We start from the raw sequence: 25782 nt of genomic DNA on the forward strand, positions 1-25782 counted from the left end.
AGCGAGGTTGGTGGACGTCACATGATCACGTTCCTGGTGGTGGTCGCCGCCACGCTGCTCATCGCGGCGCGGCGGCGGAAAAGATCACCTCTGACACGCAAGCGACTGACCATGCTGGCCGTCATCGGCATCATCGGCCTGCAAGCGGTCATCGGCAGTCCCGCCATGGCCCAGGACACCAGCTGTGTGCCCAACCCCGAGCGCCCCGGCGCGGGCATGGTCGGCGCGCTCGACCCGCCGCAGGGCAACGGTGAGGCCGACAGCCCGTACCAGATCTACGGCTACGCGGGCATGGTCTGGCACGTCTACGACGAATCGTGCGGCGGGCTGGTGCCCAACGGTGTCAGCGACCCCGGCTCCACGATCGACACGTGGGCGGGCAACGAGCTGTTCAACATGGCCAAGAACATCGTCGGGGCCACCAACTCGCTGCACTACACGCTGCTCAACGGCGGCGTGCTCGGCGGGCTGAACGAGCAGATCGGCAAGGCGGCCGACTCGGTCTTCAACAACCTCTACACCCAGCTGTTCAGCGTCTTCATGCTGGTGCTGGCCATCCTGATGTTCCGCCAGATCTGGAAGGGCGACCTGGCCACGGTCAGCAAACGCGCCCTGTTCGCCTTCGCGGGCATGTGGCTGGCGGCCTCGTCGCTGGTGCTGGTCACCAACTACGACCGCGTCGACGACCTGATCGTGCGCACCACCAGCGGCATCCAAGGCGGCTTCGTCGACCCGGAGGAAGACCGGGTCGTGCGGCACATCCTGCCCACGCAGCTGCACAACAAGGTCGTGTGGGAGAACTGGCAGCGCGGCGAGTTCGGCAGCCCGGACTCCCCCCAGGCCAAGGAGTTCGCCCGCAGGCTGCTCAACGACCAGGCCTGGACCCGCCAGAACCTGATCGACGGCAGCGACGCGGACAACAACCTCGAGCAGGAGAAGAAGCGGGATTACCAGAAGCTCGCCACCGAGCTCGGCCCTGCCACCGGCTACTTCAAGGGCACCGACGGCAGCCGCACCGGCTCCGGCCTGCTCGCGCTGTTCCAGTCGATCGTCTACTCGCTGTTCCAGCTCTTCGCCAAGCTGTCGGTCCTGCTGGCCCAACTGCTGCTGCGCCTGCTGACCCTGACCGCCCCGGTGATCGGCCTGGTGGCCCTGGTCCACCACGACATCCTGCGCAAGGTCGGCCGCGCGGTCGGCGCCGTGGTGCTCAACGTGCTGGTGCTGGCCATGCTCGCGGGTATCCACTTCAAGTTCCTCGAACTGATCTTCTCCCCGGAGGCCAAGCTCTCGCTGCTGACCCAGATGCTGCTCGCGGCCATCGTCACCCTGGTGTTCTTCCTGGTGGGGCGGCCGATGCGGCGGATGTGGCAGATGCTGGAGATGTCGATGGGCGCGGCGGGCGCGAGCATGCCCGCGGCGGGCGCGGGGATCTTCTCCCGCTTCCGGCGCAACAAGCACGACGGCCCGACCCCGCAGGACAACTTCTGGGACACCGTCCGCGAAGGCGAGTCCGAGGACGGCACCGCGCTCGTGCGCGCGGGCGGCGGCCGCAGGCCCCGGCCCGAGGCCAGCAACCCGGTCACCGCGACCGCGCAGCGCATGGACACCCAGCGCGCGGCCATCGGCTCCCCTCGGGCGGCCATCGGCAGCGGATCGACGGCCATCGGCCCCGGCCTGGACCCCGAGGTCGTGATCCCCGGTTCCCGGCCGCCCAACCGCGGCGGACCGGCCACGATCGTGCGGGCAGGCAGCCGGGTGGTCGAGGCGGTCTCGGTGTCCGACCGAAGCTGGGACCGCGGCGAGGACGCCGTGGTCATCCCGTCGCGCGTGCCCACCCAGTTCCACACCCCCGCCGAACCCGAGGCCGCGGCGATCCGGCCCGCCGACGTCGAGATGGTCGCGGGCCGGGCGGTGCACGTGGTCTACCGGCCGTCGCGGGGACTCGAGGTCGCCGAGAGCCCGCGCCGGATGCCGCTCAACGACGGTCCGCGCGGGACCGACACGGTGGTGAGGTAAGCCGTGCCGATCCGGACCAACCGCGGACGCGCCGCGGTCTACCGAAAGCTCTGGGGCTGGCCCATGCGCTCGCCCCGGCACCTGATCATCAGCGCGTGCGTCGCCCTGATCTTCATCACCGCCGCGGGCATCGTCATCCCCAAGCTGACCGGCAAAGCCGACCGGGCCGCCGCCGAGTCGACCAGGTCCAATGTCCGCCCCACCCCGGTGACCAGGCTGAGCACGCCGGGCGCGGCGCCCGCGCCCACCGCGGCGCCGACGTCGCTGCCCACCCGGCTGACCTCGCCGCCCCCGCCGCCGTCGTCGGCGCCCGCCGCCCCGCAGGCGCTGGACACCGCGACCCGCTGGGCGCACGCGTGGGTCGACCACCCCGAGGGCACCAGCGTCGAGCAGTGGCTCAACCGGCTGCGTCCGCACACCACTGAGGAATACCTGGCGGTGATGGCCAAGGTCGACCCGGCGAACGTGCCCGCGACCAAGGTCACGGGGCCGCCGGTGGCCAAACTGTCGTTCGAGAAATCGGTCGAGGCGGAGGTGCCGACCGACGGGGGAGTCCTGCGGATCACGGTCATCCGCACCGACCAGGGCTGGCGGGTCGCGAACTACGAGCGGGGGGACTGATCCATGCGCGGGGCGGTGGTGATCGGCGTCCTGGCGGCAGCCGGTCTGGTCACGGTGATCAGCACCGGGGTGCTCACCGTGGTGAGCAGCGATCAGGCGGCGGACGCGCTGCAGACGCGCTCGCTGTCGTGCAACGCCTCCCTGGGCCCGGCCACGACCGGGCCCGCGGGCTCCGGCGCGGGTGACGCGGGCAGGCTCACCGACGAGCAGCGCGGCACGGTCGCGCTGATCATCTCCATCGGCAAGCAGCGCGACCTCGCGCCGCGCGCCTGGCAGGTGGCGATCCAGGCGGGCATGACCGAGTCCGGGCTGCGGAGCCTCAACTACGGCGACCGCGACTCGCTGGGCATCTTCCAGATGCGGCCGTCGATGGGCTGGGGCTCGCCCGCCGAGGTCACCAACCCGACCTACGCGGTCAACAAGTTCTACGACGTGCTGCTCAAGGTGCCCGACTGGGAGAACCAGCGGCCCGGCGAGTCGGCCCAGGACGTCGAGCGGTCGGCCTTCCCCGACCGCTATCACCGCTGGGAGGCCATGGCCAGCCATCTCATCGGTGAGCTGGGCCAGGTCACCAACGCCACCGGCTGCGGTCAGGGCATGGGCGTGCTGCTGCCGCCGTCCGCGATGGCGGGGTCGGCCATCCAGTTCGCGCTGGGCCAGCAGGGCAAGCCCTACGTCTGGGGCGCCCCGACCACGCACCAGAACTCCTACGACTGCTCCAGCCTGATGTTGCAGGCCTACCGCAGCGCCGGGGTCACCCTGCCGCGCACCTCGCGCGAGCAGTACCGGGCGGGCGCGCTGCTGCCCGTCGAGCAGGCCCAGCCGGGCGACCTGCTGTTCTGGGCCTACGACGAGCGCGATCCCCGCACGATCCACCATGTCGCGATGTACCTCGGGGACGGCAAGATCGTCGAGGCACAGCAGAGCGGTGTGCCGGTCCACATCAGGTCGGTGTCGTGGACCGAAGGCGAACTGGTCAACCAGGCCGTCCGGCCGGGCGTCTGAGGAGAAGCACCCATGTCCATGTACCCCCAGGAGCCGTTGCCCCGGCACGTGGGCCCGCCCACGTCGAGCACCCCCATCCGCGACTTCCTCAGCGCCGGTCCCCGACCCGGCGTCAGCGAGGGCTACGCGGTGCTGCCGCGCGGCCTCGCCGAGGGCATGCCGCTGCCGTGGCAGCAGGCCATGGCCCACCTGCTGCACGAGTTCCACCAGGTCTACGCCCACCTGAACTGGCCGGAGTACCGCGTCGTGCCCTCGCGCCGCGAGCGGCTGGTCGACCTCGACGAGGATCAGCTCGCCGAGGTCGGCTGCATCGTGGAGATCGACATCGACGGCGAACTGGTCTACCGGGAGCGCAACGGCAAGCGCATCGAGGACCCGGAGCGGCACGAGGTCCTGGTGTCCTGCCTCGACCCGATCCCCAGCCAGCACCTCAACGCCAACCAGGACACCCCGCCGCGCGGTTTCCCAGTGCAGCACGCTCCGCACTGGGGTTAGGTGGATGTCATGAGTGATCCGAATCCTGATCCCGGCTGGTACTTCAACACCCGAACCGGACAGGTCGAACACGGCGAGATCGGCCGCGCCATCGACCGCCTAGGTCCCTACCCCGACCGCGAGACCGCCGAACGCGCCCTCGAGATCGCCCGCGAACGCACCGAGGCCGCCGACAAGGCCGACAAGGCTTGGTCTGGCGACGACGACGACTGATCCGCCCCCTCTTGGGTAGGGTTCGGTCGTGACTTCACGGGTGATCGGGACCGATGGGGCCGAAGTCGACTTCGGCCGGGTGCGCGAGGACTTCAGCCTGTCCAAGCAGTTTCCGGCCGCGGCGCTGGCCGAGGCCGAGAAAGCGGTGTCGGAGGGGCCCAAAGGCGACCGCGTCGACGCCACCGACCTGCCCCTGATCACCATCGACCCGCCCGGCGCCAAAGATCTCGACCAGGCGATGTTCATCGAACGCGTCGGCGACGGCTTCCGCGTGCACTACGCCATCGCCGACCTTGGTGCCTTCGTCGTGCCGGACGGCGCGCTCGACACCGAGGTCCGCCGCCGCGGCCAGACGATCTACCTGCCCGACGGCAACGTCCCGCTGCACCCGACCGTGCTGTCGGAGGGCATCGCCAGCCTGCTGCCCGACCAGACCAGCCCGGCGGCGCTGTGGACGATCGACCTCGACGCCGACGGCGAGCCGACCTCGGCCACCGTCCGCCGCGCGTGGGTCCGCTCGATCGCCCAGTTCGACTACGAGACCGTGCAGGCCGCGGTCGACGAAGGCCGCCAGCACCCCTCCATCGCCGCCCTGCCCGCACTGGGCGACCTGCGCCGCGAGCACGCCATCCGGCGCGGCGCGGTCGAGCTGCAGCTGCCCGAGCAGGAGGTCGAGCCCGACGCGGACGAGGGCTGGCGGCTCGTGCTGCGCCCGCGCACCAAGGTCGACGCGTGGAACGCCGAGATCTCGCTGCTCACCGGCATGTCCGCGGCCAAGATCATGCTCGACGCGGGCATCGGCGTCCTGCGCACGCTGCCCGATCCCGACGACGGCGCACTGGCGTGGCTGCGCCGCTCGGCCAAGGTCCTGGGCATCGAGTGGCCCAAGGACGCCACCGTCGCCGAGCTGCTCGCCGGGCTCGACGCGTCGCGGCCGGAGGCGCTGGCCCTGTTCATGGACGCGACCAGGCTGCTGCGCGGCGCGGGCTACACCGTCTTCGACGGCAGTGCCCCGGAACTGAGCACGCACGCGGGCATCGCGGCCTCCTACGCCCATGTCACCGCCCCGCTGCGCAGGCTGGTCGACCGGTTCGGCACCGAGATCTGCCTTGCCCTGTGCGCGGGCGAAGAGGTGCCCGAGTGGGTGCGCGCGGCGCTGCCGCTGCTGCCGGACCTGATGGAGGGCTCCGACAGCCTGGCGAGCAAGGTCGACCGCGCGTGCCTGGACCAGGTCGAGGCATGGGTGCTCGCCGACCGCGTCGGCCACGAGTTCGACGCGGTGGTGCTGCGCGCCGAGGGCGGGTCGGCGGAGATCTTCATCGCCGAGCCGCCGGTCCTGGGCCGGTGCGCGGGCGAGGGCCTGCCCGAGGGCGAGACGATCCGGGTGCGGTTGACCGCCGCTGACGCGACCGAGCGTCGGGTGGAGTTCGAGCGGGTGGAGGAGACGGCGTGACGGACATCAGCGGGCTCAAGATCGGTGTGCTTGGCGGGACCGGTCCGCAGGGCCGCGGCCTGGCGCTGCGCTGGGCGAAGGCGGGGCTGACGGTGATCATCGGCTCCCGCGCCGCCGACCGCGCCGAGACCGCCGCCGCCGAACTGCGTGAGCTGGCGGGCGTCGAGGCCATCATCGGGCTGGACAACGCGGGCTGTGCCGGGGCGGCCGACGTCGTGCTCGTCGCCGTGCCGTGGGACGGCCACCGCGAGCTGCTGGAGTCCCTGCGCGCCGAGCTGACCGGCAAGATCGTCATCGACTGCGTGAACCCGCTGGGCTTCGACAAGCAGGGCCCGTTCGCCCTGCCGGTCGAGGAGGGCAGCGCGGCCCAGCAGGCCGAGCGGGTGCTGCCCGAGTCACGGGTGACCGCGGCGTTCCACCACGTCTCGGCGGTGCTGCTCGCCGACCTCGGAGTGTCCGAAATGGACATCGACGTGCTGGTGCTCGGCGACGACCGCGAGGCCACCGACGTGGTCCGCGCGCTGGCCGACGCGATCCCCGGCACCCGGGGCATCTATGGCGGCAGGCTGCGCAACGCCCACCAGGTCGAGGCGTTCACCGCCAACCTGATCGCGATCAACAAGCGGTACAAGGCGCACGCGGGCATCCGCGTCACCGATGTATGAGGACGATCTAGGCGAGCCCGTCGCGCTGACCGGACCGCCCCGGCGGGTGGTGAGCCTGGTGCCGTCGCTGACCGAGGCGGTCGCGGCCACCGCGCCCGGCCTGCTGGTCGGCGCGACGGACTACTGCACCCACCCCGCCGACCTCGACGTCACGCGGGTGGGCGGCTCGAAGTACCCGACGGTCGACTCGGTGCTGGAGCTGGCGCCGGACCTGGTGATCGCCAACTCCGAGGAGAACCGGCCAGAGGACGTCGAACGGCTGCGGGCCAACGGGATCCCGGTCTGGGTGACCAGGGCGCCGGAGAGCGTGCCCGCGGGCTTGGCCTCGACTCGTCGGCTGCTGACGCAGGGCTTGGGACTGGGCGAACCGGACTGGCTGCCCGCCGCCGAGGCCGCCTGGCACCACGTCGAGCCGGTGTGGGCGACGGCGGTCATCCCGGTGTGGCGCAAGCCGTGGGTGGTGATCGGCCGCGACACGTTCGCGGGCGACGTCCTGCGGCGGCTCGGTGTGGCGAACGTGTACGCAGACCATGCTGAGCGGTATCCCCGGCCCACGTTGGCCGAGTTGAACGCGACGGCGGCTGAGCTGGTCGTGCTGCCGGACGAGCCCTACGAGTTCACCGCGACCGATGGTCCGGAAGCGTTCCCGGGCAAGCGATCCGTGCTGGTCATCGGCCGGTACCTGACCTGGTACGGGCCGTCGCTGGTCGAGGCGCGCGCGTCGCTGACCGAGGCGTTGATTGGGTAAGAAACTTGTGTCTACTTAAATTTCTTTGTACGCTTTGGTTATGACCAACGTGCTTCTTGTGTTGACCTCCACCGCGTCCCTCGGCGGCCGCCCCACCGGTGCCTGGCTGGAGGAGTTCGCCATCCCCGCCCAGGTGTTCGGCGAGGCGGGCTTCACCGTCGACGTCGCGTCCATCCTCGGTGGGACCCCGCCGATCGACCCCGCCAGCGGCTCGGCGGGCCCGACTGACACCGTTGCGGTCGCCGACGTCGACCCGTCCGGGTACGACGCGGTGTTCCTCGTCGGCGGCCACGGCACCATGGCCGACTTTCCGGACAACCCCGCCCTCGCCCGGCTCCTCACCGAGGTATCGCTCGTCGCCGCCGTGTGCCACGGTTCCGCCGCACTGCTCAACGTGCCCGGACTGGTCCGCGGCCGGACCTTGACCGCGTTCAGCGACGCCGAGGAGACCATCGTCGGCGCGGACGCGATCATCCCGTTCTCGCTGGAGCGGCGGCTGGCCCAACTCGGCGCGATCGTGGAGGTTGGTGACCCGTTCACCTCGACCGTGCGCCGGGACGGCAAGCTGTTCACCGGGCAGAACCCGCAGTCCTCGGCGGAATTGGCCGACCTGGTGGTGAAGGAGTTGCGATGACCGACCTGCTGGCGGCCCTCCCGCTGCGTGAGCGCAAACGCGCCCGCGTGCGGGTGGGCCTGTGGCGGCACCTGCGGGATCGGGTCGAGCGGGTCCCGTTCGCCGAGATCTCGGTCAAGGAACTCGCCGCCGCCGTCGAAGTGTCCGAGCCGACGTTCTTCACTCACTTCCCGAGCAAGAACGACTTGCTCGGCTACCACATCTGCTTGTGGCGCATCGGCTGTGTGCTGGCGTCGCCGGGCACCGGCGGCGACTTCGTCCGGCGGTTCTTCGCCGCCACCGCACAGTCCATTCTGGACGGACCGCGGCTGTGGTTCGAGATCACCGCAGAGATCGCCCGTGGCGGCGGCCTGTGTGCGGTGCAGGAGGTCAGCGCCGCCGAACGGCTCATGGTCTTCGACGATCCGGCCGCGCTCGACGTCGAGATCACCCCGCAGGCCGATCTCTTCGCCAACCACCTGGCTCAGGTGCCAGGGCTGGACGTGCCCGCGGCCGTGACCGCGTTGCTCACCGGCTTCTACGGCGTGCCGTTGGCGTTGGGGGAGGGCCGCTTGGACGAACTCGCCGACGCGTACCGCGAGCATGTCGACCGGGTGCTCACGGTCTGAACTCGTCGGTCGCGTCCCGCAGGGCCTCAAGGATTCCCGGGTCGGTCACCGCGTGGCCCGCGGTCGGCAGCGTGATCAGCGCGTCCGGCCAGGCCTGGCGCAGCTCCCACGCCGTCACCGGGGGGCAGACGATGTCGTAGCGGCCCTGGATGATGCGCCCCGGGATGCCCGCCAGCTTGCCCGCGTCGCGCACCAACTGGTCGTCCTCGAGCCAGCCCGCGTTGGTGAAGTAGTGCAGCGCTATCCGCGCGAACGGCACGGCGAACCCGGGTGAGGCGTACTGGGCCACCAGTGCCGGGTTCGGCACCAGCGAGACCGCCGCGCCTTCCCAGTTGCTCCACGCCAGCGCCGCCTCCGCGCGCACCGCGGGGTCCGCGTCGGTGATCATGGTCTGGTAGGCGGCCAGCGGGTCGGCGCCGCGGGGGACCAGTGCGGTGAAATCGGCCCACGCCTCCGGGAACAGCGCGCCCGCGCCGCCCCGGTAGAGCCAGTCGAGTTCGCTGGGCCGCAACAGGAACACCCCGCGCAGGATGACCTCCGAGACCCGCTCCGGGTGGGTCTGCGCGTAGGCCACGGCCAGCGTCGCGCCCCAGGAGCCGCCGAACAGTTGCCAGCGGTCGATTTCGAGGTGCTCGCGCAGCCGTTCCATATCGGCCACGAGATGCCAGGTGGTGTTGGTGGCCAGGTCCGTCGCCGGGTCGCTGACGTGCGGCGTGCTGCGGCCCGATCCACGCTGGTCGAACAGCACGATCCGGTAGGCGGCCGGGTCGAAGTGCCTGCGCTGCACCGCGTTGCAGCCCGCGCCTGGCCCGCCGTGCACCACCACCGCGGGCTTGCCCGACGGGTTCCCGCTGACTTCCCAATAAACCAGATGCCCGTCGCCGACGTCGAGCATGCCGGAGTCGTGCGGCTCGATCATGGGATAGAGGACATCCATGCGCCCATGCTGCCCTACTCGTCCGCCTACCCGGAATCAAAGTTCGATTCCGGTCTGGCGGCAGGCCGCGGAAAGCTGGTCTCCGTGGCCTGCCGCCGTCTGCGGGCTAATGGAAGACGTGCTCCGCGCCGGGGAAGTCCCGGCCGCGCACGTCGGCGGCGAACTGCTCCGCCGCGGTGAGCAGCACACCCGCAACATCGGCGTACCGCTTGACGAACCGCGGCGCCTTCGCCCGCCGCATGCCCGCCATGTCCTGCCACACCAACACCTGCGCGTCGCAGTCCGGCCCGGCGCCGATGCCGACGGTCGGGACGTGCAGCTCGTGGGTGATCTTCTTGGCTACCTCGGCGGGCACCATCTCCATGACCACCGCGAACGCCCCGGCCTCCTGCAGCGCCAACGCGTCGGCGACGAGCCCGTCGCCGGCGTCGCCGCGGCCCTGGACCCGGTAGCCGCCCAGGTTGTGCTCGCTCTGCGGGGTGAAGCCGATGTGGCCCATCACCGGGATCCCCGCGTTGGTGATCGCCTGGACGTGCGGCGCGAACGCCCGCCCGCCCTCCAGCTTCACCGCGTGCGCAAGCCCTTCCTTCATGAAGCGCACGGACGTGGCCAGCGCCTGCTCGGGCGAGAGCTGGTAGGACCCGAACGGCAGGTCCGCCACCACGAGCGCGCGCTTGGCGGCCCGGGTGACCGCGGAGACCAGCGGAATGAGCTGGTCGACCGTCACCGGCAGCGAGGTCTCGTAGCCGTAGACGTTGTTGGAAGCGGAGTCACCGACGAGCAGAACGGGAATCCCCGCCTCGTCGAACAGTTCGGCGGTGTACATGTCGTACGCGGTGAGCATCGGCCATGGCTCGCCGCGCTCCTTCATCTCCCGCAGGTGGTGGATCCGGACCCGCTTGGCAGGCTTTCCGCCTTGCCGTGCGGTGGCACCCGTCCCGTAGGGGGCAGACACTTCGGCGTTGTCGGACATCGCTGTCGACCGTCCTTCCCTCGAGGCCCGCTTCGTCGCAGGTCCCCGGGTATGTGCGGATGGCTTACCCGCAAAGCGTGACACCCGCCGGATCACCCGGCGACCCGATGCGACGTGCCTCACATGAGATGGACATGACTCGCTTGGCCAGGGGTGGCCTGGCTGGTGCGGTGGGCGTCTGCTGGGGTGGCCTGGCTGGTGCGGTGGGCGCCTGCTGGGGTGGCCCTGGCTGGTGCGGTGGGCGCCTGATTGGGTGGTTCGCCTTGATTCGGGGACCCCGAAAATGGGCCTGTGCGGGTCAAAAGGCGAGGTCAAGGAGCCTCACCCGCACCGCGAGTTTAGGCCCATTTACCCCGAATCAAGGCGAACCACCCAATCAGGCCGTTGGGTTCGGCCCGGTGCGTTCTGTCGATGGTTGCCCGGCGTGTGCCCGTGGGTTCTTTAGCGGGCGCCTTCTCGCCAGGAGCTGGTGATGGGGAGGCGGCGGTCGCGGCCGAAGGCCTTGAAGCTGATCTTCGTGCCCGGTGGGTACTGGCGGCGCTTGTATTCGGCGCGGTCGACCATGCGCAGGACTCGGTCGATCAACTCTGGGTCGAAGCCTGCCGCGATCAGGTCGTCGTAGCCGCGGTCGCCCTCGACATAGTCGTCCAGTACATCGTCGAGCAACTCGTAGTCCGGGAGGGAGTCGCTGTCCATCTGGCCTGGGCGCAGTTCGGCGGATGGGGGCTTGACGATCGAGTTCTCCGGGATCGGGGGGACCTCGCCGAGCTTCTCCGCCTCGGCGTTGCGCCACTTCGCCAGGTCCCAGACCAGGGTCTTCGGCACGTCCTTGATCGGGGCGAAGCCGCCGACGGCGTCGCCGTAGATGGTGGAGTAGCCGACCGCCAGTTCGGTCTTGTTGCCGGTGGCGAGGACCAGGTGGCCGTGTTGGTTCGACAGGCCCATCAGGGTCACGCCGCGGCAGCGGGCCTGGACGTTCTCCTCAGCCAGGCCGGTGAGCCCGAGCTGGTCGACGAACTGGGCGACCATGCCCGCGATGGGCTGCTCCGAGTAGTGCAGCCCGACCCGCTCGGCCATGTCGGCGGCGTCGGACTTGGAGTGGTCCGAGGAGTACACCGACGGCATCGACACCCCGTAGACCGCGTCGGCGCCGAGGGCGTCGACCGACAGGGCCGCGCAGACCGCCGAGTCGATCCCGCCGGACAGGCCCATGATCACCGAGCGGAAGCCGTTCTTCTGCGCGTAGTCCCGCAGGCCCGTGACCAGCGCCGACCACACCTCGGCCTCCTCGGGCAGCGGCTCGGCGATGCCGGGGGAGTGCTGCGGCTCGTAGGCGGGCACCGGGTCGGCCGACACCGTGACGCGGCGGACGGTGAAGTCTTCGGCGACGGTCACGTCGGTGCGCGAGGCCCCGCCCGGCAGGTCGAGGTCGACGACCATCAGGTGTTCGACGAACTGGGGCGCCCGCGCCAGCAGGGTCCCGTCGACCCCGACGATCATCGAGTCGCCGTCGAAGACCAGGTCGTCCTGGCCGCCGACCTGGTTGACGTACACCAGCGGCGCCCCGGCCTCGCGGGCCCGGCGGGCGACCAGCGGCAGCCGCGCGTCGTCCTTCTTGCGCTCGTACGGCGATGCGTTGGGGGACACGACCAGGTCGACCCCGGCCCGGCCGAGTCCGGCGATCGGGCCGCGCTCCTGCCAGATGTCCTCGCAGATGACCATGCCGACCTCGAGCCCGCGCACACGGACGATGTCGAGCGTGTGCCCCGCCTTGAAGTACCGGCGCTCGTCGAACACGCCGTAGTTGGGCAGGTGGTGCTTGAACTGCCGGGCCACGACCGCGCCGCCGTGCAGCACGGCCGCCGCGTTTCGCGGACCCACGTCGTCGCGGTCCAGGTAGCCCGCCCACACCGGCACGTCCCCGCAGCCTGCCTCCGCGAGCGCGACGGCCAGCGCGTCCAGCGCGTCCCGCGACGCGTGGCCGAACGACTCGCGCATGGCCAGGTCCTCGACCGGGTAGCCGGTGACGACCATCTCGGGGAACACCACCAGGTGCGCCCCGGCCTCGACGGCCTTGCGCGTCCACTCCACGACCAGGGCCGAGTTGCCCGCCAGGTCGCCCACAGTGGGGTTGACCTGTGCTGATGCGATCCGTAGCTGCGGCATACCGTCATCCTCCACCATGTTTTCGCCCCTGAGGCGAAAATGTGACGGGAGTCAGACTAGCCCTTCGCGACCTTCACTTTCTTGAAGGCCGCCCGGACTCGCTGCAACGCCTGCTCCGCGTCGGAGTCGAACGGATTGTCGTGCACGAGGTACGTCCACGTCGATGTCGGACGGCGCAGCCCGGCCGCTGCCAGGTCGATCCCGTCGGCGGTGATCTCGGCTTCCTCGAACGTCTCGCCCGCGAGGTCGCCGATCTTCTTGAGGATGCCCTTGAACTCGCCGATCGCGGCGCGGTGGAACTCGTCGATCGGGGTCTCCCTGGCCAGCGCGCGCAGGTGGATCGTCTCGCGCACGTCGGACAGGAACGCCAGGTGGTGGGCCCAGCGGCGGTCGAGGTGGAACAGCAGGACCTGCCGCGCGACCGTGTTCAGCACGTCCTCATCGATGCCCTCGGCCAGCTTCTCCCACCGGTCCGCGCACCGCTCTTTGAGCTGCTCAGAGGCCAGATCCGTACGCAGGACGTCGTCGCGGTAGGCCAGGACGAGGCCGCGCTGGTGCTCGATGAGGCGGGTGTAGCGCCAGGTGTTGCGGTGGATGTCGAGGTGCACGCCCTCGGCGACGCGCTGGGCGTGGTCGAGGAACCGCTGGGCGGTGACGTCGTCGAGCCTGCCGTCGTCGTCGGGGTCGGAACTGGCGCCCGCGTCCGGCGCGTACTGCGTGACCAGCTCGTCCTCAAGGCTCGCGTACACGACCGAGGCGCCGGGGTCGCCCTGCCGACCCGACCGCCCGCGCAGCTGGTTGTCGAGCCTGCTGCTGGCGTAGTGGCCGGTGGCGATCACATACAGTCCGCCAAGGTCGGCGACCTTGTCGTGGTCGTCATCGTCGCCGCCCGCGCCGCCGAGCTTGATGTCGGTGCCGCGGCCCGCCATCTGCGTGGACACCGTGACCGCCGCGTGCGCGCCCGCGTCGGCGACGATGGCGGCCTCCTCGGCGTCGTTCTTGGCGTTGAGCACGACCGACGACACGCCCGCCTTGGTCAGCTTCTCCGCGATCCGCTCCGACTCGGCCACGTCGAGCGTGCCGACCAGGATCGGGCGGCCCGTCTCGTGCAGTGTGACGATCTCGGCGACCAGCGCGGCTTCCTTGCGGTCGATGCTGTCGTAGATCCGGTCGGACTCGTCGACCCGCACACACGGCTTGTTCGGCGGGATCACCGACACCTTGAGGTCGTAGAACTCGCGCAGCTGCTCGGCGACCGCCGTCGCGGTGCCGGTCATCCCGCAAACCCGCTGGTAGCGGCCGATGAGGCCCTGCACGGAGACCGAGTCGAGCACCTCGCCGCTCTCGGTCGGGTCGAGCCGCTCCTTGGCCTCGACCGCCGCCTGCAGGCCGTCGGGCCAGCGTTGCAGCAGTGCGATCCGGCCGCGCGAGGTGTTGATCAGGTGGACCTTGCCGTCGCGCACGATGTAGTCGACGTCGCGCTGCAGCAGCGCGTGGGCGTGCAGGGCGGCGTTGACCGCGGCGAGGCGGTCGCTGTGGTCGCCGGAGTACAGGTCGATGTCGCCGAGCGCCTTCTCCACGGCCTTGGCGCCGCGCGCGGTCAGCCAGGCGTTTCGGTTGTCCTCGTCGCGCTCGTAGTCGCGGCCGGGGCGCAGCGCGCGCACGACCGCGGCGACCTCGGGGTCGCCCTGCGCGTCGTCGGTCGAGCCCGCCATGACCAGCGGCACCCGCGCCTCGTCGACCAGCACCGAGTCGGCCTCGTCGATCAGCGCCACGTCCGGGTCGCGGTGGACCAGGTCGTCGACGTCGGTGCACAGCCGGTCGCGCAGCACGTCGAAGCCGATCTCGCTGACCGCGCCATAGGTGACGTCTTTCCCGTACGCTGTACGGCGCTGGTCGGGGGTGGCCTCCTGGTCGACCCAGCCGACCGACACGCCCAGCAGCTCGTAGACCGGTGCCATCCACTCGGCGTCGCGGCGGGCCAGGTAGTCGTTGACCGACATGACGTGCACCGACCGGCCCTGCAGCGCGTACCCGGCCGCGGCGAGCGCGCCCGCGAGCGTCTTGCCCTCACCGGTGCCCATCTCCACTACCCGGCCGTGCAGCAGCTCCATGGCGCCGACCAGCTGCATGTCATAGGGCCGCTGGTCCAGGCCGCGGCGGGCGGCTTCACGGCCCAGCGCGCACAGTTCCACCATGCCGTGGGCGTCGAGCCCGCCAAGCGCCTTCTCCCGCAACTCGCCCGCCGCCTCGGTGAGCTCGGCGTCGGTCAGCTTCTTGACCCGCTCCTCGCGCCACTCGATCGAGGTCAGCACTTCGGCGTACTTCTTGAGGTCGACCGTCGAGGGCCGCTCCAGCAGTCGCTGGAACCGGCCCTTGACCCGTGTCAGGAACGCAGCCACGCTCGTCGGCCACCTCTCGTTCTGTCCTCGCGGTTGACAGCATTGTCGACCCTGCCACCTAACGGCGGAGTGTGGCGGATGAGTTCCCGGCTGACACACTGGTCGGGTGCCTCGTCCTTGGTTGGTGTTCGTTGTTCTCGCGGCCGTCGTGAGCGGCTGCACTGTTCAAATCAGCGGAACCCCGGTGACGGGGCAGACCGAGACCCTCGGCCCCAAGGGCACCGTGCCCGCCGGGCTGGAGCGGTTCTACGGCCAGGCCCTGACCTGGCGCGACTGCCGCGCGCTGGCCCACGACGACGAGAGCCGCATGGCCTTCGGCACCCGCGACGTGCGCTGCACGACGATCACCGTGCCGCTCGACTACGCCAACCCCACCGGCAAGACCGCGTCGATCGGGCTGCTGCGCAGGCAGGCCACCGGCATCAAGGTCGGCTCGCTGCTGATCAACCCCGGCGGCCCCGGCGTGTCCGGGATGAGCGCGGCGGCGTCGATCGCGGGCAAGATCAAGGGCACCGAGCTGGCCGAGAAGTTCGACCTCGTCGGCTTCGACCCGCGCGGCATCGGCGTCAGCGAGCCCAAGATCGCCTGCCTGACCGACCCGGAGATGGACGCCGAGCGGATCGAGCCGGAGAACACCACCGTCGCCGAGGAGGAGGCGGAGAACAAGGACTTCGCCGCCAAATGCGCCGAGCGCAGCGGCGGCGCGGACGTGCTGGCCAACGTCGGCACCCGGGACGTGGTTCGCGACATGGACATCATGCGGTCGGTGCTTGGCGACGAGAAGCTCAACTACGTCGGCTACTCCTACGGCACCCGGATCGGCACCGCCTACGCCGAGGCGTTCCCGGCCAATGTGCGCGCGCTGGTCCTCGACGGCGCGGTCGACCCGAACGAGGACCCGGTCAGCCAGTCGATCGAGCAGGTCAAGGGCTTCGACAAGGCGCTGGACGACTTCCTCGCGTGGTGTGCGGACAAGCGGTCGTGCACGGTCAAGGACAAGAACACGCTCCGCGGCCTGCTGGAGGGCTTGGAGAAGCGGCCCATCGACGTCGGCGGGCGCCAACTCTCCGCCTCCGACGCCACCACGGGCGTCGCCGCCGCCCTCTACAGCGACGAGACGTGGACCTTCCTGTCCGGCGCGCTGAACGACTTGGCCAAGGGCGACGGCGAACAGCTCATGCTGCTGGCCGACCTCTATCTGGGCCGCAGCGAGGACGGCAAGTACTCGGGCACCATGTCCGCGCTGGTGGCTGTCCGCTGTGTCGACGAGCCCCGCATCACCGACCGCGCGCAGTTGGAGGAGGCCACCCGCAAGATCGTCGAGGGCACCAAGGACTCCTTCATGGCCTCCACCGACCCGCCGCTGGCAGCGCTGGACCCGTGCGCGTTCTGGCCGGTCCCGAACACCAGCCGCCCGCACCAGCCCGAGGTCGCCGGGGTCCCGCCGGTCCTGGTGATCTCCACGACCGGCGACCCGGCCACGCCGTACCAGGCCGGGGTCAACCTGGCCAAGGCGTTGGGCGGCAGGCTGCTGACCTACGAGGCCACCCAGCACACGGTGTTCATGCAGGGCGACGCCTGCGTCGACAAGCTCGGCACGCGCTACCTCGTCGACCTCGAACTTCCCGCGGATGGGTTGCGCTGCAAGGGATGAGCCGCGGGTAGGCTCAGCCGAGTTGATCATCTCGGCTGCCGCGGTGAGGCGGGCCTACTGGTCGGGGGTTCGCTGGTAGATGTGCGCTTCGGCCACCTCGCGGTAGCCCATCCGGTGGTACCAGCCGCGCGGCCAGTCGGTGGCCTCCGCGATCAGGAACCACAGATCGCAGCCCGCGGCGTGGGAGCGATGCAGCGCCTCGGCCACCAACGCTCGCGCATAGCCCTTACCCCGGTGTTCCAGCCGCGTCACGATGTTCTCGAACTGGGCCACCCCGTCGCGCGTGTAAAGCTCCCCGCGCGCCACGACGTCCGCCCCGTCTTTGACGCCCAGCAGCGTGACATCGGCGCCGAGCGGGTAGAGCTTGGTCCGGTCGGCGAGCTGGGCGACGGCGTCCTCGCTGTCGTTAGGGAACTCCGTGCGCCAATCGTGGATCAGCGACGGCCGCCACACGTCGAACGGGATCTCCTCGGCGCCGTCCACGCGGGGCGGCAGGTCGCCGGAGTGGATCATCGTCACGATCCGCTCGTGCACGCCGTATCCCGCCGCCGCGAACGTTTCCTCCGCCGCGGCGCCCTGGCCGTCGTCGGTGAAGTGGACGAGCCGGTGGGCGTGGCCGTGGCCGCCGAGGACCTGGTCGGCCGCCTCAGCCACGGCCGACGGGTCCACGTCGTCGGTCACGACGATCCGGTTGTGGTGCCAAGAAGCCGGATAGTCGCGCTGCAAGAGTGCGTGCCCCCAGCCCAGTTCGACCACTTCGGTGGCCTGGGCCCGGGCGAACCGGCCCTCGAACTCGGCGATCCGGCGCCGCGCCGCGATGATGTCCACCGGTTCATCATCGCGCAAGAGCCCCAGGTCTTACGACCAAAGTCCACCTCCGGCCCGAGCAAGACCAGACCAAAGTAGGAGGCAGGCCACACCCCGCCCGCGCCAAAGTGGTGTCACGACGAAGAATTCGTCATGGAGGGGGAAGAAAATGCCGCGTGGCAAAGGAATTCTCGTGGTGGGGGTGGCGATCGCGCTGACGGCGACCGTCGCGCCCGCCGCGTACGCGGACACCGCCAAGGTGCCGAGAATCCAGTGGCAGCAATGTCCGGACGACAAACACCTCCAGTGCGCCATGGTTCCGGTGCCGCTGGACTACGCCGACCCGATGGGCAAGAAGATCAGCTTGCGGCTGGTCAAGCGGGTCGCGGACAAACCCAACCGCAAGCTCGGCACCGTGTTCATCAACAACGGCGGCCCGGGCGGCTCGGCCGCCGACTTCGTTCCCGGGATCGGCGACCTGCTCGGCGTCGGCACCCGCGAGCGCTTCGACATCGTCGGCATCGACCCGCGCGGCATCGCGGGCCACCGCAACTGCCTGACCGAGGACTGCGGCAGCGCACCGGTCGTCTGCGCCGCCGCGCCGCAGGATCCGCCCGGCCCGCCGTTCCCGTCGGCGTTCTTCCCGCGTTCCGCGGCGGAGGTGACCACCCAACTGGAGTTCGACGACTTCTTCCGCCGCCTGTGCGACCAGCGCGGCAACGAGATCCTCGACCACATGTCGACCGCCGACACCGCCCGCGACATGGACCTCATGCGCCAAGCCGTCGGCGACCGCAAACTCACGTACTACGGCGTCTCCTACGGCACCATCCTCGGCGCCACCTACGCCGCGATGTATCCGAACAAGGTCCGCGCCCTGATCGTCGACGCGGTCCTCGACCCGGTCGCGTGGAGCCACGGCCGCGGCACCGACAGCCAGTACCTCCTGTCCGCCCGCCTCGGCAGCGACTTCGGCGCCTGGGAATCCCTCCACAGCGCCTTCGCCGAGTGCGACCGCGTCGGCCCCAGCCGCTGCCCCGCCGCGGGCAAGGCCGCCGGAAAGTTCTACGCGGTCAGCGAACGCCTCAAGCAGGGCGACGTCGACACCCCGTCCGGCAAGCTGAACTACCAGGAGGCCATGGGCACTCTCCTCGGCGCCCTCTACGGCTCGACCTACTACCCGGCGATCATGGAGTTCGTCGAGGCAGTCCACCAGCTGATCTTCGGCACCGCGCGGACCGCGTCCGCTGACCGCGCGGGAGACGCTTGGACCGCCTTGCGCGCCGTCGACCGGCCCGCCCATCCGTACTCGGTCGGTCCGTGGGGCTCCACGGGTCCGTCGGGTGAGGAGGTCGTCAGCCCGACGTTCCACGGTGTCGCCTGTGCCGACAGTGTCAATCCGACCGACCGCGACGCGGCGGTCCGTTCCGCGGCCCATGCGGAGGCCAATGGGCCTGGGTTCGGTGAGCTCTGGTCTTGGGCTACGTCGGCGTGTGTCAACTGGCCTGGGTCATCTAAGTCGGCCTTCCGTGGTCCGTGGACGGCGCGTACGTCGACTCCGCTGTTGGTTGTCGGCAACATGCATGACCCGGCGACTCCGATCAGCGGTGCTCGGGCGCTCAACGGCCTGATGACCAATTCCCGCCTTCTCACGCTGGATGGCTGGGGTCACGGTGCCCTGGGCGAAAGCGCTTGCATCACGAAGTCTTATGAGACGTATCTCGTTGATCGCAAGTTGCCCGCTCAGGGGGCGGTCTGCAAGCCGGATGCGCCGTTGTTCCCGCTCGCGAGCTGAGCGGTTGAGGTGGGGTCGATCTGGCCCCACCTCAGCCTGGCGCCGTGCCTTGGGCTCGGTGTGCGCGGGTGGGGTCCGCACCATCGGGTGAAGGTGGGCGATCACGCTTTGCCCGGGGCCCCTACGACGGCCCCTGTGGGGAAAAAGCGGTGGCGGATAAGGCACCCCACACGCCAGGCAGCTTAGGGGCCGTCGTCCCCCCGGACAAAGCGTGATCGCCCACCTTCACCCGATGCTGCTTGGGCGGCGGGTGCGACTTGGGTGGGTGCCGAGGAAGCGGTTCACCTGTGTCAATCAGCGGTCGATGATGCCGCCGTTCTCCTGGCCTCGCCGACAGCTACTGCTCCGACTCGGTCCTCAGCTCTTCCAGATCCGTGGCCGCCGCGAGTCCCGGGGCCGAACCCGCCAACTCGCCCAAGGCGTCAAGGAATGCGTCTCGATGGCGGATGAGGCGAAGCGCCCCGTTCTCGTTGACTTCGACACGCAGTACGTCGCCCGGTCGGACATTGGCGGTGGCCAATGCGGCGAGCGGAAGCGTGATCTGGTTCTTACTGTTCACCATTGTCGTCCACACCGGCTCACCATCCTGTCGCTCTACCTAGGAGGACATGCGCAATGCCAATCAGCGCTGTCTGACGTTGATCAAGACCGCCAGTGCTGCGCCTGCGGCGCAGACGATTGCGGTGATCAGGAAGATGTCGGTGTATTGGGTGACCAGGGCTTCCTTGAACTTCACCAAGTAGGCCGCCATCTCCCGTTGGAACGTGGCCTCGTCCATCCCGAACGGCAGTGGTGGGTTCAGGTTCGCGGTCAGGCTGTGGAAGCGGTGCAGGCCCCACGCCGACAGACCTGCCACGCCCACCAGCATTCCGGTCATCCTGGCCACCACGACCCCGGCCGACGCGACGCCGTGTCGTTCGGATGGGACGACGCGCAGTGCCGCCGCGGAGAGGGGGGCGATCACCAGCCCGAGGCCGAAGCCCGCCACTGCCAGGTCGGTGTCCAGTCGTGGCAAGCCGAGTGGGTGTGTCATCGAGAGCACGTCGACCGCCCACCCCGACATCAGCCAATACCCGGCCGCCGCGATCAGCATGCCGATGATCGACACCACGCGGTCGCCGTAGCGGGCCGCCGCGTAGCCGCCGATCAGGGCGCCGATGGGCAGGGCGATCAGAAAGCGGAGCAGGACGAACACGGCGCCCCGGTCGTCGTCGCCGAGTAGGGACTGGGCGAAGAGGTCGACGTTCACCAGCGTCACCATCAGTGCGGCCCCGGCGGCGGCGGAGACGCCGAGGGCGGCGAGGAAGGGGCGCATCGCGACGCCCGCCGGGTCGATCAGCTTCGTTCGGGCGCGGCGTTCCCACAGTAGGAACAACACCAGCGCCACCACCGCGCCGACCAGCAGCGGCGGGCCCCAGGACGGCAGCACCGACTCGCGTGGCGTCGGGTTGTAGAGGCCGATCACGGCCAGGCCAAGCGTCACCGCCAGCAGCGACCCGCCGACGACGTCGACCCGCACCGGGGTCGTCGGCCTCTCGTGGGCAGGCACAGTCATTTGGATGGCCACCATCGCGATCACCGCGAGCGGCACGTTCACCCAGAACACCGCGCGCCAGCCCGACACGTCGGCCCACAGTGGCAGGCTCGCCAGCGCCACGCCATACAGCGGGCCCAGCACACTGCCGAGTTCCTGCGCCGCGCCGACCGCGCCGAGGATGGTGGAGCGGCGGCGTTCGTCCCACAGGTCGGCGGCCAGTGCCATGGTCACCGGGAGCAGGGCCCCGCTGGCGACGCCCTGGATGACCCGTCCGGTCACCAGTGTCTCCAGGTCCCCGGACAGCGCGGTCACCACCGAGCCCGCCAGGAACCCGAACAGGCACAGCTGAAGCAGCCGCTTGCGCCCGAACCGGTCCGACGCCTGCCCGAGCAGCGGCATCGCCGCGATGTAGCCGAGCAGGTAGCCGGTGACGATCGGGGTGACCCGCTCCAGCCGGTTCACCGGGATCTGCAGGTCATCGATGATCTGCCGGATGACGCTGACCACCACGTAGGTGTCGAGCGCGCCGAGCAGCACCGCGAGCCCGCCCGCGCCGATGGCGACCGAGCGGCCGCGGCGCGGGCTTCCTGTCGTGACCATCGCTAGACGGGCGCGGTGATCGTGACCTGCTTGCCAGGGTCGGTCAGCGTCAGGTCGACCGAGGCGGTCTTGCCCTCGCTGCTCGGCAGCGTCACCGACGCCTTGACCGGCTGCTTGTTGTCCTGGCGCAACCAGAACGTCACGTCCACATCGGAGCCGACGCCCGGCACGATCGCCGCGACGACGTCCTTCTCGCCCAGGCCCTTGACGCGGTAGGTCGCCACGCCGTCGATGTCCTCCGTGCCCTCGGTCCGCGGCTCCTTGATCTTGGCCAGGACGTTCGCGATGCCCTTGTCCGGGTTGAGGATCGCCGACGGGTCGTACAGGTTCGACGTCAGCGCCGCCGGGTACTTCTGGAACCCGCCGGTCGGGCCCTTGATGTAGAGGGAGTCATCGACCAGCACGAACTCGCCCTCGATGAGCTGGCCGAGCAAGGTCAGCTTGACCGTGCCCTTCGCCGCGCCCGACGGGCCGCCCTCACGGGTCAGATCGCCCTCGGCGTTCTGCACCGGGATCGCCGAGACCGACCCGTTGACCTTGAGGGAGAAGTGCGCGCTGCGAATGTCGCGAGTAGCCGCGGCGGCGTCCTTCATCAGCGCGGCGCCGTCGGGCAGCCCGCCGGTGCCACCGCCCGAGTCGTCCGACGTGCAACCAGCCGTGAGTGCCGCGGCGAGGGCGAGGGCCCCGAGGAGGATCCGGCGCGTGACCATGTGCGCAGGATAGGGCCAACAAGCTGAGACCGTCGGTCAACCCGCGCGGAAGGTCTTGCGGTAGGCCAGTGGGGACACTCCGATCGACGCGCGCACATGCTGGCGAAGTGACGCCGCGCTGCCCAACCCGGACCGGTCGGCCACCTGGTCCACCGGCAGCTCGGTCGTCTCCAGCAGCCGCAGCGCGTGCCGGACCCGCTGCTGGATCAGCCACGTCCCCGGCGACATCCCGGTCTCGGCGCGGAAGTGCCGGGAGAACGTCCGCACGCTCATCCGCGCGTGCCCGGCCAGCGCCGCCAGCTCCAGCGGCTCGTGCAGCCGGTCCAGCGCCCACGCGCGGGTCGCCGACACCCCGCCCGTGCCCACCGGCAGCGGCCGGTCGATGAACTGCGACTGCCCGCCGTCGCGCCACGGCGGCACCACGCAGTACCGAGCCGCCCGGTTCGCCACTTCGCTGCCGTGGTCGGACCGCACGACGTGCAGACAGAGATCGACACCCGCACTCAGCCCGGCCGAGGTGAGCACATCGCCGTCATCGACGAACAGCACGTCCGGGTCCAACTCGACCGCCGGATACAGCGCGCGGAACTCGTCGGCGAACTTCCAGTGCGTCGTCGCGGGCCGCCCGTCCAGCAAGCCCGCCGCGCCCAGGACGAACGCGCCCGTGCAGATCGACATCACCCGCGTGCCCGGCCTGATCAGCGACAACGCGGCGGCGAGGTCGTCGGACAGGGTGCCGAGGTAGCGGGGTCCCTCCGACCGGGTGCCGGGCACGATCACGGTGTCCGCGCGGGCGAGCGCCTCCGGGCCGTGGTCGAGCACCGCGGCGAACCCGGCCGTCATCCGCACCGGCTTCGCGTCGACCCCGCAGATCAACACCTCGTACAGCGGTTGGCCGTCGCCGTCCAGCGCCGCGCCGAACACCCCGGGCGGGATGCACATGTCGTAGCCGACGGCCTGTTCGACGGCCAGCACCGCCACCACATGAGTCATGGCCAGATTCTTTCACATAGTGGCAGTCTGGCCACTTGTTCGATCGATGCCGAACCTCCAGGCTCCCCATGTGACTCTTGTGGACACCCGCCCCCGCCTGCACTGGGCCTGGATCGTCGCCGCCGTCGCCTTCGTCGCCCTGGTCGGCGCCGCGGGCTTCCGCGCCGCGCCCAGCGTCCTGATCGACCCGCTGCACCAGGAGTTCGGCTGGTCGACCGCGACGATCTCGGCCGCGGTCTCGGTCAACCTGCTCCTGTTCGGCTTGATCTCGCCGTTCGCCGCGGCACTCATGGAGCGCCTCGGCATGCGCCGCGTGGTGACCTGGGCCCTGCTGCTCATCTCGCTGGGCAGCGGCCTGACGGTGTTCATGACCGCGAGCTGGCAGCTGGTCCTGCTCTGGGGTGTCTTCGTCGGGGTCGGCGCTGGCTCGATGGCACTCACGTTCGTCGCCACCGTCACCTCCCGCTGGTTCGTCAAGCGCCAAGGCCTCGTCAGCGGCGTGCTCACCGCCGCGAGCGCCGCCGGACAGCTCGTCTTCCTGCCACTCATCGCCCACCTCGCCGCCGACCACGGCTGGCGCACCGCGAGCCTGGTCGTCTCCCTGGCCGCCCTCGCCGTGGTCCCGCTCGTCGCCTTCCTCCTTCGCGACAACCCCGCCGACGTCGGCACCACGGCCTACGGCGCCGACCCCGACGCCCCGCCGCCGGTCTCGGCGACCAGCGGCCGAACCGCGCTGCGCGCCGTCACCGTCCTCAAACAGGCCGCCCACGACCGCACGTTCTGGCTGCTCGCCGCCGGGTTCGCCATCTGTGGCGCCTCCACCAACGGCCTGATCGGCACCCATTTCGTGCCCGCCGCGCACGACCACGGCATGCCGTCCACCACGGCCGCGGGCCTGCTCGCCCTGGTCGGCCTCTTCGACGTCGCGGGCACCATCGTGTCCGGCTGGCTGACCGACAAGGTCGACCCCAAAGTCCTGCTCGGCGTCTACTACAGCCTGCGCGGCGCGTCCCTGCTCGTGCTCCCGCACCTGTTCGCCGCCACCACCGAACCGCCGATGTGGGCGTTCATCATCTTCTACGGCCTGGACTGGGTCGCCACCGTCCCGCCGACCGTCGCCCTGTGCAGGCGTGCCTTCGGCGCGGACGGCCCGATCGTCTTCGGCTGGGTCTTCGCCTCCCACCAGATCGGCGCCGCCGTCGCCGCCGTCGGCGCCGGGCTGACCCGCGACCACCACGGCAGCTACGACCTGGCCTGGTACGTCGCGGGCGGCCTGTGCGCGGTCGCGGCTGTGATGTCGCTCCGTATCCGACTCGACTCGCCCGATGCACGGTGATCCCCTCTACGCTGCGCCTATGGATCGCCAGCAAGAATTCGTCCTGCGCACCCTTGAGGAGCGCGACATCCGGTTCGTCCGGCTGTGGTTCACCGACGTCCTCGGCTTCCTGAAGTCGGTGGCCGTGGCGCCCGCCGAATTGGAAGGCGCGTTCGCCGAGGGCATCGGATTCGACGGCTCGGCGATCGAGGGCTTCTCCCGGGTCTACGAGTCGGACATGGTCGCCCGCCCCGACCCGGCCACCTTCCAGGTCCTGCCGTGGGAGACCCCCGGCGGCGAGCCGTACTCGGCGCGCATGTTCTGCGACATCGCCATGCCAGACGGTTCGCCGTCCTGGGCCGACCCGCGCCACGTGCTGCGCCGCACCCTGTCGAAGGCCAGCGAGGCCGGGTTCACCTGCTACGTGCACCCGGAGATCGAGTTCTTCCTGCTCAACAACCTGCCCGTGGACGGCAGCGAGCCGGTCCCCGCCGACAACGGCGGCTACTTCGACCAGGCCAGCCACGCCACCGCCACCCACTTCCGGCGGCACGCGATCGAGACCCTGGAGGCCATGGGCATCTCGGTGGAGTTCAGCCACCACGAGGGCGCCCCCGGCCAGCAGGAGATCGACCTGCGCTACGCCGACGCGCTCACCATGGCCGACAACGTCATGACCTTCCGGTACGTGGTCAAGGAGGTCGCGCTCACCCAGGGCGTGTTCGCCTCGTTCATGCCCAAGCCGTTCTCCGACCAGCCCGGCTCCGGCATGCACACCCACGTCAGCCTGTTCGAGGGCGACCGCAACGCCTTCTACGACAACGAGGACCCGTACCAGCTCTCCGGCACCGGCAAGGCGTTCGTCGCGGGCCTGCTCAAGCACGCGCGGGAGATCTCGGCGGTCACCAACCAGTGGGTGAACTCCTACAAGCGCCTCATCGTCGGCGGCGAGGCCCCGACAGCGGTCTGCTGGGGCCACGCGAACCGCTCCGCGCTCGTGCGTGTGCCCATGTACTCACCCAGCAAGGCGTCATCCCGTCGGGTGGAGATCCGCTCGCTCGACTCGGCCTGCAACCCGTACCTGGCGTACTCGGTGATCCTGGCCGCGGGCCTCAAGGGCGTCGCCGAGGGCTACGAGCTGCCACCGGCCGCCGAGGACGACGTCTGGTCGCTCTCCGACGCCGAACGCCGGGCCGCGGGCTACGCGAACCTGCCGCAGAACCTGGGCGAAGCCCTCACCGAGATGGAGAACTCCGAACTGCTGGCCGAGACCCTCGGCGAGCACGTCTTCGACTTCTTCCTGCGCAACAAGCGCAACGAGTGGGACGCCTACCGCCGCAGCGTCACGCCGTACGAGTTGCGAACCCTCCTACCGGTCCTCTGATCGAGTTCGCTCTACCGGGTGGTCCGCGCACCGGGCGTGAGCCGTTAGGTT

23 protein-coding genes are annotated in these 25782 nt (G+C 70.3%); 14 read left to right on the forward strand and 9 right to left on the reverse strand.

Translation table 11 applies throughout. The features are described from left to right. Positions 1-21: 21 nt before the first annotated feature. Genes BN1701_RS31845 through BN1701_RS31890 form a run of 10 tightly spaced genes read left to right on the forward strand, consistent with a single transcriptional unit; the run spans position 22 to position 8458 of the window. Positions 22-2016 carry a hypothetical protein gene (locus BN1701_RS31845; protein WP_067520972.1) on the forward strand — a complete coding sequence of 665 codons (1995 nt, stop codon included), beginning with the start codon at positions 22-24 and terminating at the stop codon, positions 2014-2016. Positions 2017-2019: 3 nt separating this feature from the next. Beyond that, a complete protein-coding gene (locus BN1701_RS31850) occupies positions 2020-2637 on the forward strand; it encodes a hypothetical protein (RefSeq protein ID WP_054054972.1) in 618 nt (205 codons plus the stop codon). A gap of 3 nt (positions 2638-2640) precedes the next feature. Then, positions 2641-3642 (forward strand): C40 family peptidase, encoded by a 1002-nt coding sequence (locus BN1701_RS31855; RefSeq protein WP_054054974.1) that lies wholly within the window; start codon positions 2641-2643, stop codon positions 3640-3642. 12 nt (positions 3643-3654) lie between these two features. Further along, positions 3655-4137, forward strand: coding sequence for a hypothetical protein (locus BN1701_RS31860; RefSeq protein WP_369800660.1), 483 nt, complete (start codon positions 3655-3657; stop codon positions 4135-4137). Positions 4138-4146: 9 nt separating this feature from the next. Further along, complete coding sequence (locus tag BN1701_RS31865; protein WP_054054976.1) at positions 4147-4350, forward strand: hypothetical protein; 204 nt, start codon at positions 4147-4149, stop codon at positions 4348-4350. A gap of 40 nt (positions 4351-4390) precedes the next feature. Next, entirely contained in the window at positions 4391-5803 is a 1413-nt protein-coding gene (locus BN1701_RS31870; protein ID WP_054054978.1) for an RNB domain-containing ribonuclease, read from the forward strand. After that, positions 5800-6468 carry an NADPH-dependent F420 reductase gene (npdG, locus tag BN1701_RS31875; RefSeq protein ID WP_054054980.1) on the forward strand — a complete coding sequence of 223 codons (669 nt, stop codon included), beginning with the start codon at positions 5800-5802 and terminating at the stop codon, positions 6466-6468. Before BN1701_RS31870 ends, npdG begins: the two co-directional genes overlap by 4 nt. Continuing rightward, positions 6461-7216 carry a helical backbone metal receptor gene (locus tag BN1701_RS31880; RefSeq protein WP_054054981.1) on the forward strand — a complete coding sequence of 252 codons (756 nt, stop codon included), beginning with the start codon at positions 6461-6463 and terminating at the stop codon, positions 7214-7216. The genes npdG and BN1701_RS31880 overlap by 8 nt, the downstream gene beginning before the upstream one ends. Positions 7217-7256: 40 nt before the next feature. Continuing rightward, positions 7257-7850: a type 1 glutamine amidotransferase domain-containing protein gene (locus tag BN1701_RS31885; RefSeq protein ID WP_054054983.1), complete on the forward strand. Its 594-nt coding sequence runs from the start codon at positions 7257-7259 to the stop codon at positions 7848-7850. Continuing rightward, positions 7847-8458: a TetR/AcrR family transcriptional regulator gene (locus BN1701_RS31890; protein WP_054054985.1), complete on the forward strand. Its 612-nt coding sequence runs from the start codon at positions 7847-7849 to the stop codon at positions 8456-8458. The genes BN1701_RS31885 and BN1701_RS31890 overlap by 4 nt, the downstream gene beginning before the upstream one ends. Here BN1701_RS31890 and pip read toward each other — a convergent pair. The 4 genes from pip to secA2 form a co-directional block, all read right to left on the reverse strand. Then, the gene (gene pip, locus BN1701_RS31895; protein ID WP_054054987.1) at positions 8448-9395 is read right to left on the reverse strand and encodes a prolyl aminopeptidase; all 948 of its coding nucleotides are present in this window, start codon (positions 9393-9395) and stop codon (positions 8448-8450) included. The two genes, BN1701_RS31890 and pip, sit on opposite strands and share 11 nt — an antisense overlap. A 106-nt stretch (positions 9396-9501) precedes the next feature. Beyond that, positions 9502-10368, reverse strand: a complete 867-nt coding sequence (gene panB, locus BN1701_RS31900; protein WP_054054989.1) for a 3-methyl-2-oxobutanoate hydroxymethyltransferase — start codon at positions 10366-10368, stop codon at positions 9502-9504. A 441-nt stretch (positions 10369-10809) separates the two neighbouring features. Continuing rightward, positions 10810-12534, reverse strand: coding sequence for an NAD+ synthase (locus BN1701_RS31905; protein WP_054054991.1), 1725 nt, complete (start codon positions 12532-12534; stop codon positions 10810-10812). 56 nt (positions 12535-12590) lie between these two features. Then, the gene (secA2, locus tag BN1701_RS31910) at positions 12591-14936 is read right to left on the reverse strand and encodes an accessory Sec system translocase SecA2 (RefSeq protein ID WP_054054993.1); all 2346 of its coding nucleotides are present in this window, start codon (positions 14934-14936) and stop codon (positions 12591-12593) included. Between the two features lie 184 nt (positions 14937-15120). Between secA2 and BN1701_RS31915 the strand changes: the two genes are divergently transcribed. Next, positions 15121-16590 (forward strand): alpha/beta hydrolase, encoded by a 1470-nt coding sequence (locus BN1701_RS31915; RefSeq protein WP_231949777.1) that lies wholly within the window; start codon positions 15121-15123, stop codon positions 16588-16590. Positions 16591-16644: 54 nt separating this feature from the next. On the opposite strand, the gene BN1701_RS31920 is transcribed toward BN1701_RS31915, so the two are convergent. Further along, on the reverse strand, positions 16645-17418 hold the full coding sequence (locus BN1701_RS31920) for a GNAT family N-acetyltransferase (RefSeq protein ID WP_054054997.1): 774 nt from the start codon (positions 17416-17418) through the stop codon (positions 16645-16647). 148 nt (positions 17419-17566) lie between these two features. Between BN1701_RS31920 and BN1701_RS31925 the strand changes: the two genes are divergently transcribed. After that, positions 17567-19192, forward strand: coding sequence for an alpha/beta hydrolase (locus tag BN1701_RS31925; RefSeq protein WP_172803364.1), 1626 nt, complete (start codon positions 17567-17569; stop codon positions 19190-19192). A gap of 337 nt (positions 19193-19529) precedes the next feature. Here the strand turns inward: BN1701_RS31925 and BN1701_RS31930 are convergent, their stop codons facing one another. The 4 genes from BN1701_RS31930 to BN1701_RS31945 form a co-directional block, all read right to left on the reverse strand. Continuing rightward, a complete protein-coding gene (locus BN1701_RS31930) occupies positions 19530-19751 on the reverse strand; it encodes an AbrB/MazE/SpoVT family DNA-binding domain-containing protein (protein WP_157368331.1) in 222 nt (73 codons plus the stop codon). A gap of 63 nt (positions 19752-19814) precedes the next feature. Continuing rightward, entirely contained in the window at positions 19815-21329 is a 1515-nt protein-coding gene (locus BN1701_RS31935) for an MFS transporter (RefSeq protein ID WP_054055003.1), read from the reverse strand. Between the two features lie 2 nt (positions 21330-21331). Then, a complete protein-coding gene (locus tag BN1701_RS31940) occupies positions 21332-22039 on the reverse strand; it encodes an LppX_LprAFG lipoprotein (protein ID WP_054055006.1) in 708 nt (235 codons plus the stop codon). 36 nt (positions 22040-22075) lie between these two features. Next, positions 22076-23032 carry a GlxA family transcriptional regulator gene (locus tag BN1701_RS31945; protein ID WP_054055008.1) on the reverse strand — a complete coding sequence of 319 codons (957 nt, stop codon included), beginning with the start codon at positions 23030-23032 and terminating at the stop codon, positions 22076-22078. A gap of 46 nt (positions 23033-23078) precedes the next feature. Between BN1701_RS31945 and BN1701_RS31950 the strand changes: the two genes are divergently transcribed. Next, the gene (locus tag BN1701_RS31950; protein ID WP_054055010.1) at positions 23079-24368 is read left to right on the forward strand and encodes an MFS transporter; all 1290 of its coding nucleotides are present in this window, start codon (positions 23079-23081) and stop codon (positions 24366-24368) included. A gap of 19 nt (positions 24369-24387) precedes the next feature. Next, complete coding sequence (locus tag BN1701_RS31955; protein ID WP_054055012.1) at positions 24388-25731, forward strand: glutamine synthetase family protein; 1344 nt, start codon at positions 24388-24390, stop codon at positions 25729-25731. Positions 25732-25782 lie beyond the last annotated feature (51 nt).

The sequence above is a fragment of the Alloactinosynnema sp. L-07 genome (assembly GCF_900070365.1).
Lineage (GTDB): Bacteria > Actinomycetota > Actinomycetes > Mycobacteriales > Pseudonocardiaceae > Actinokineospora.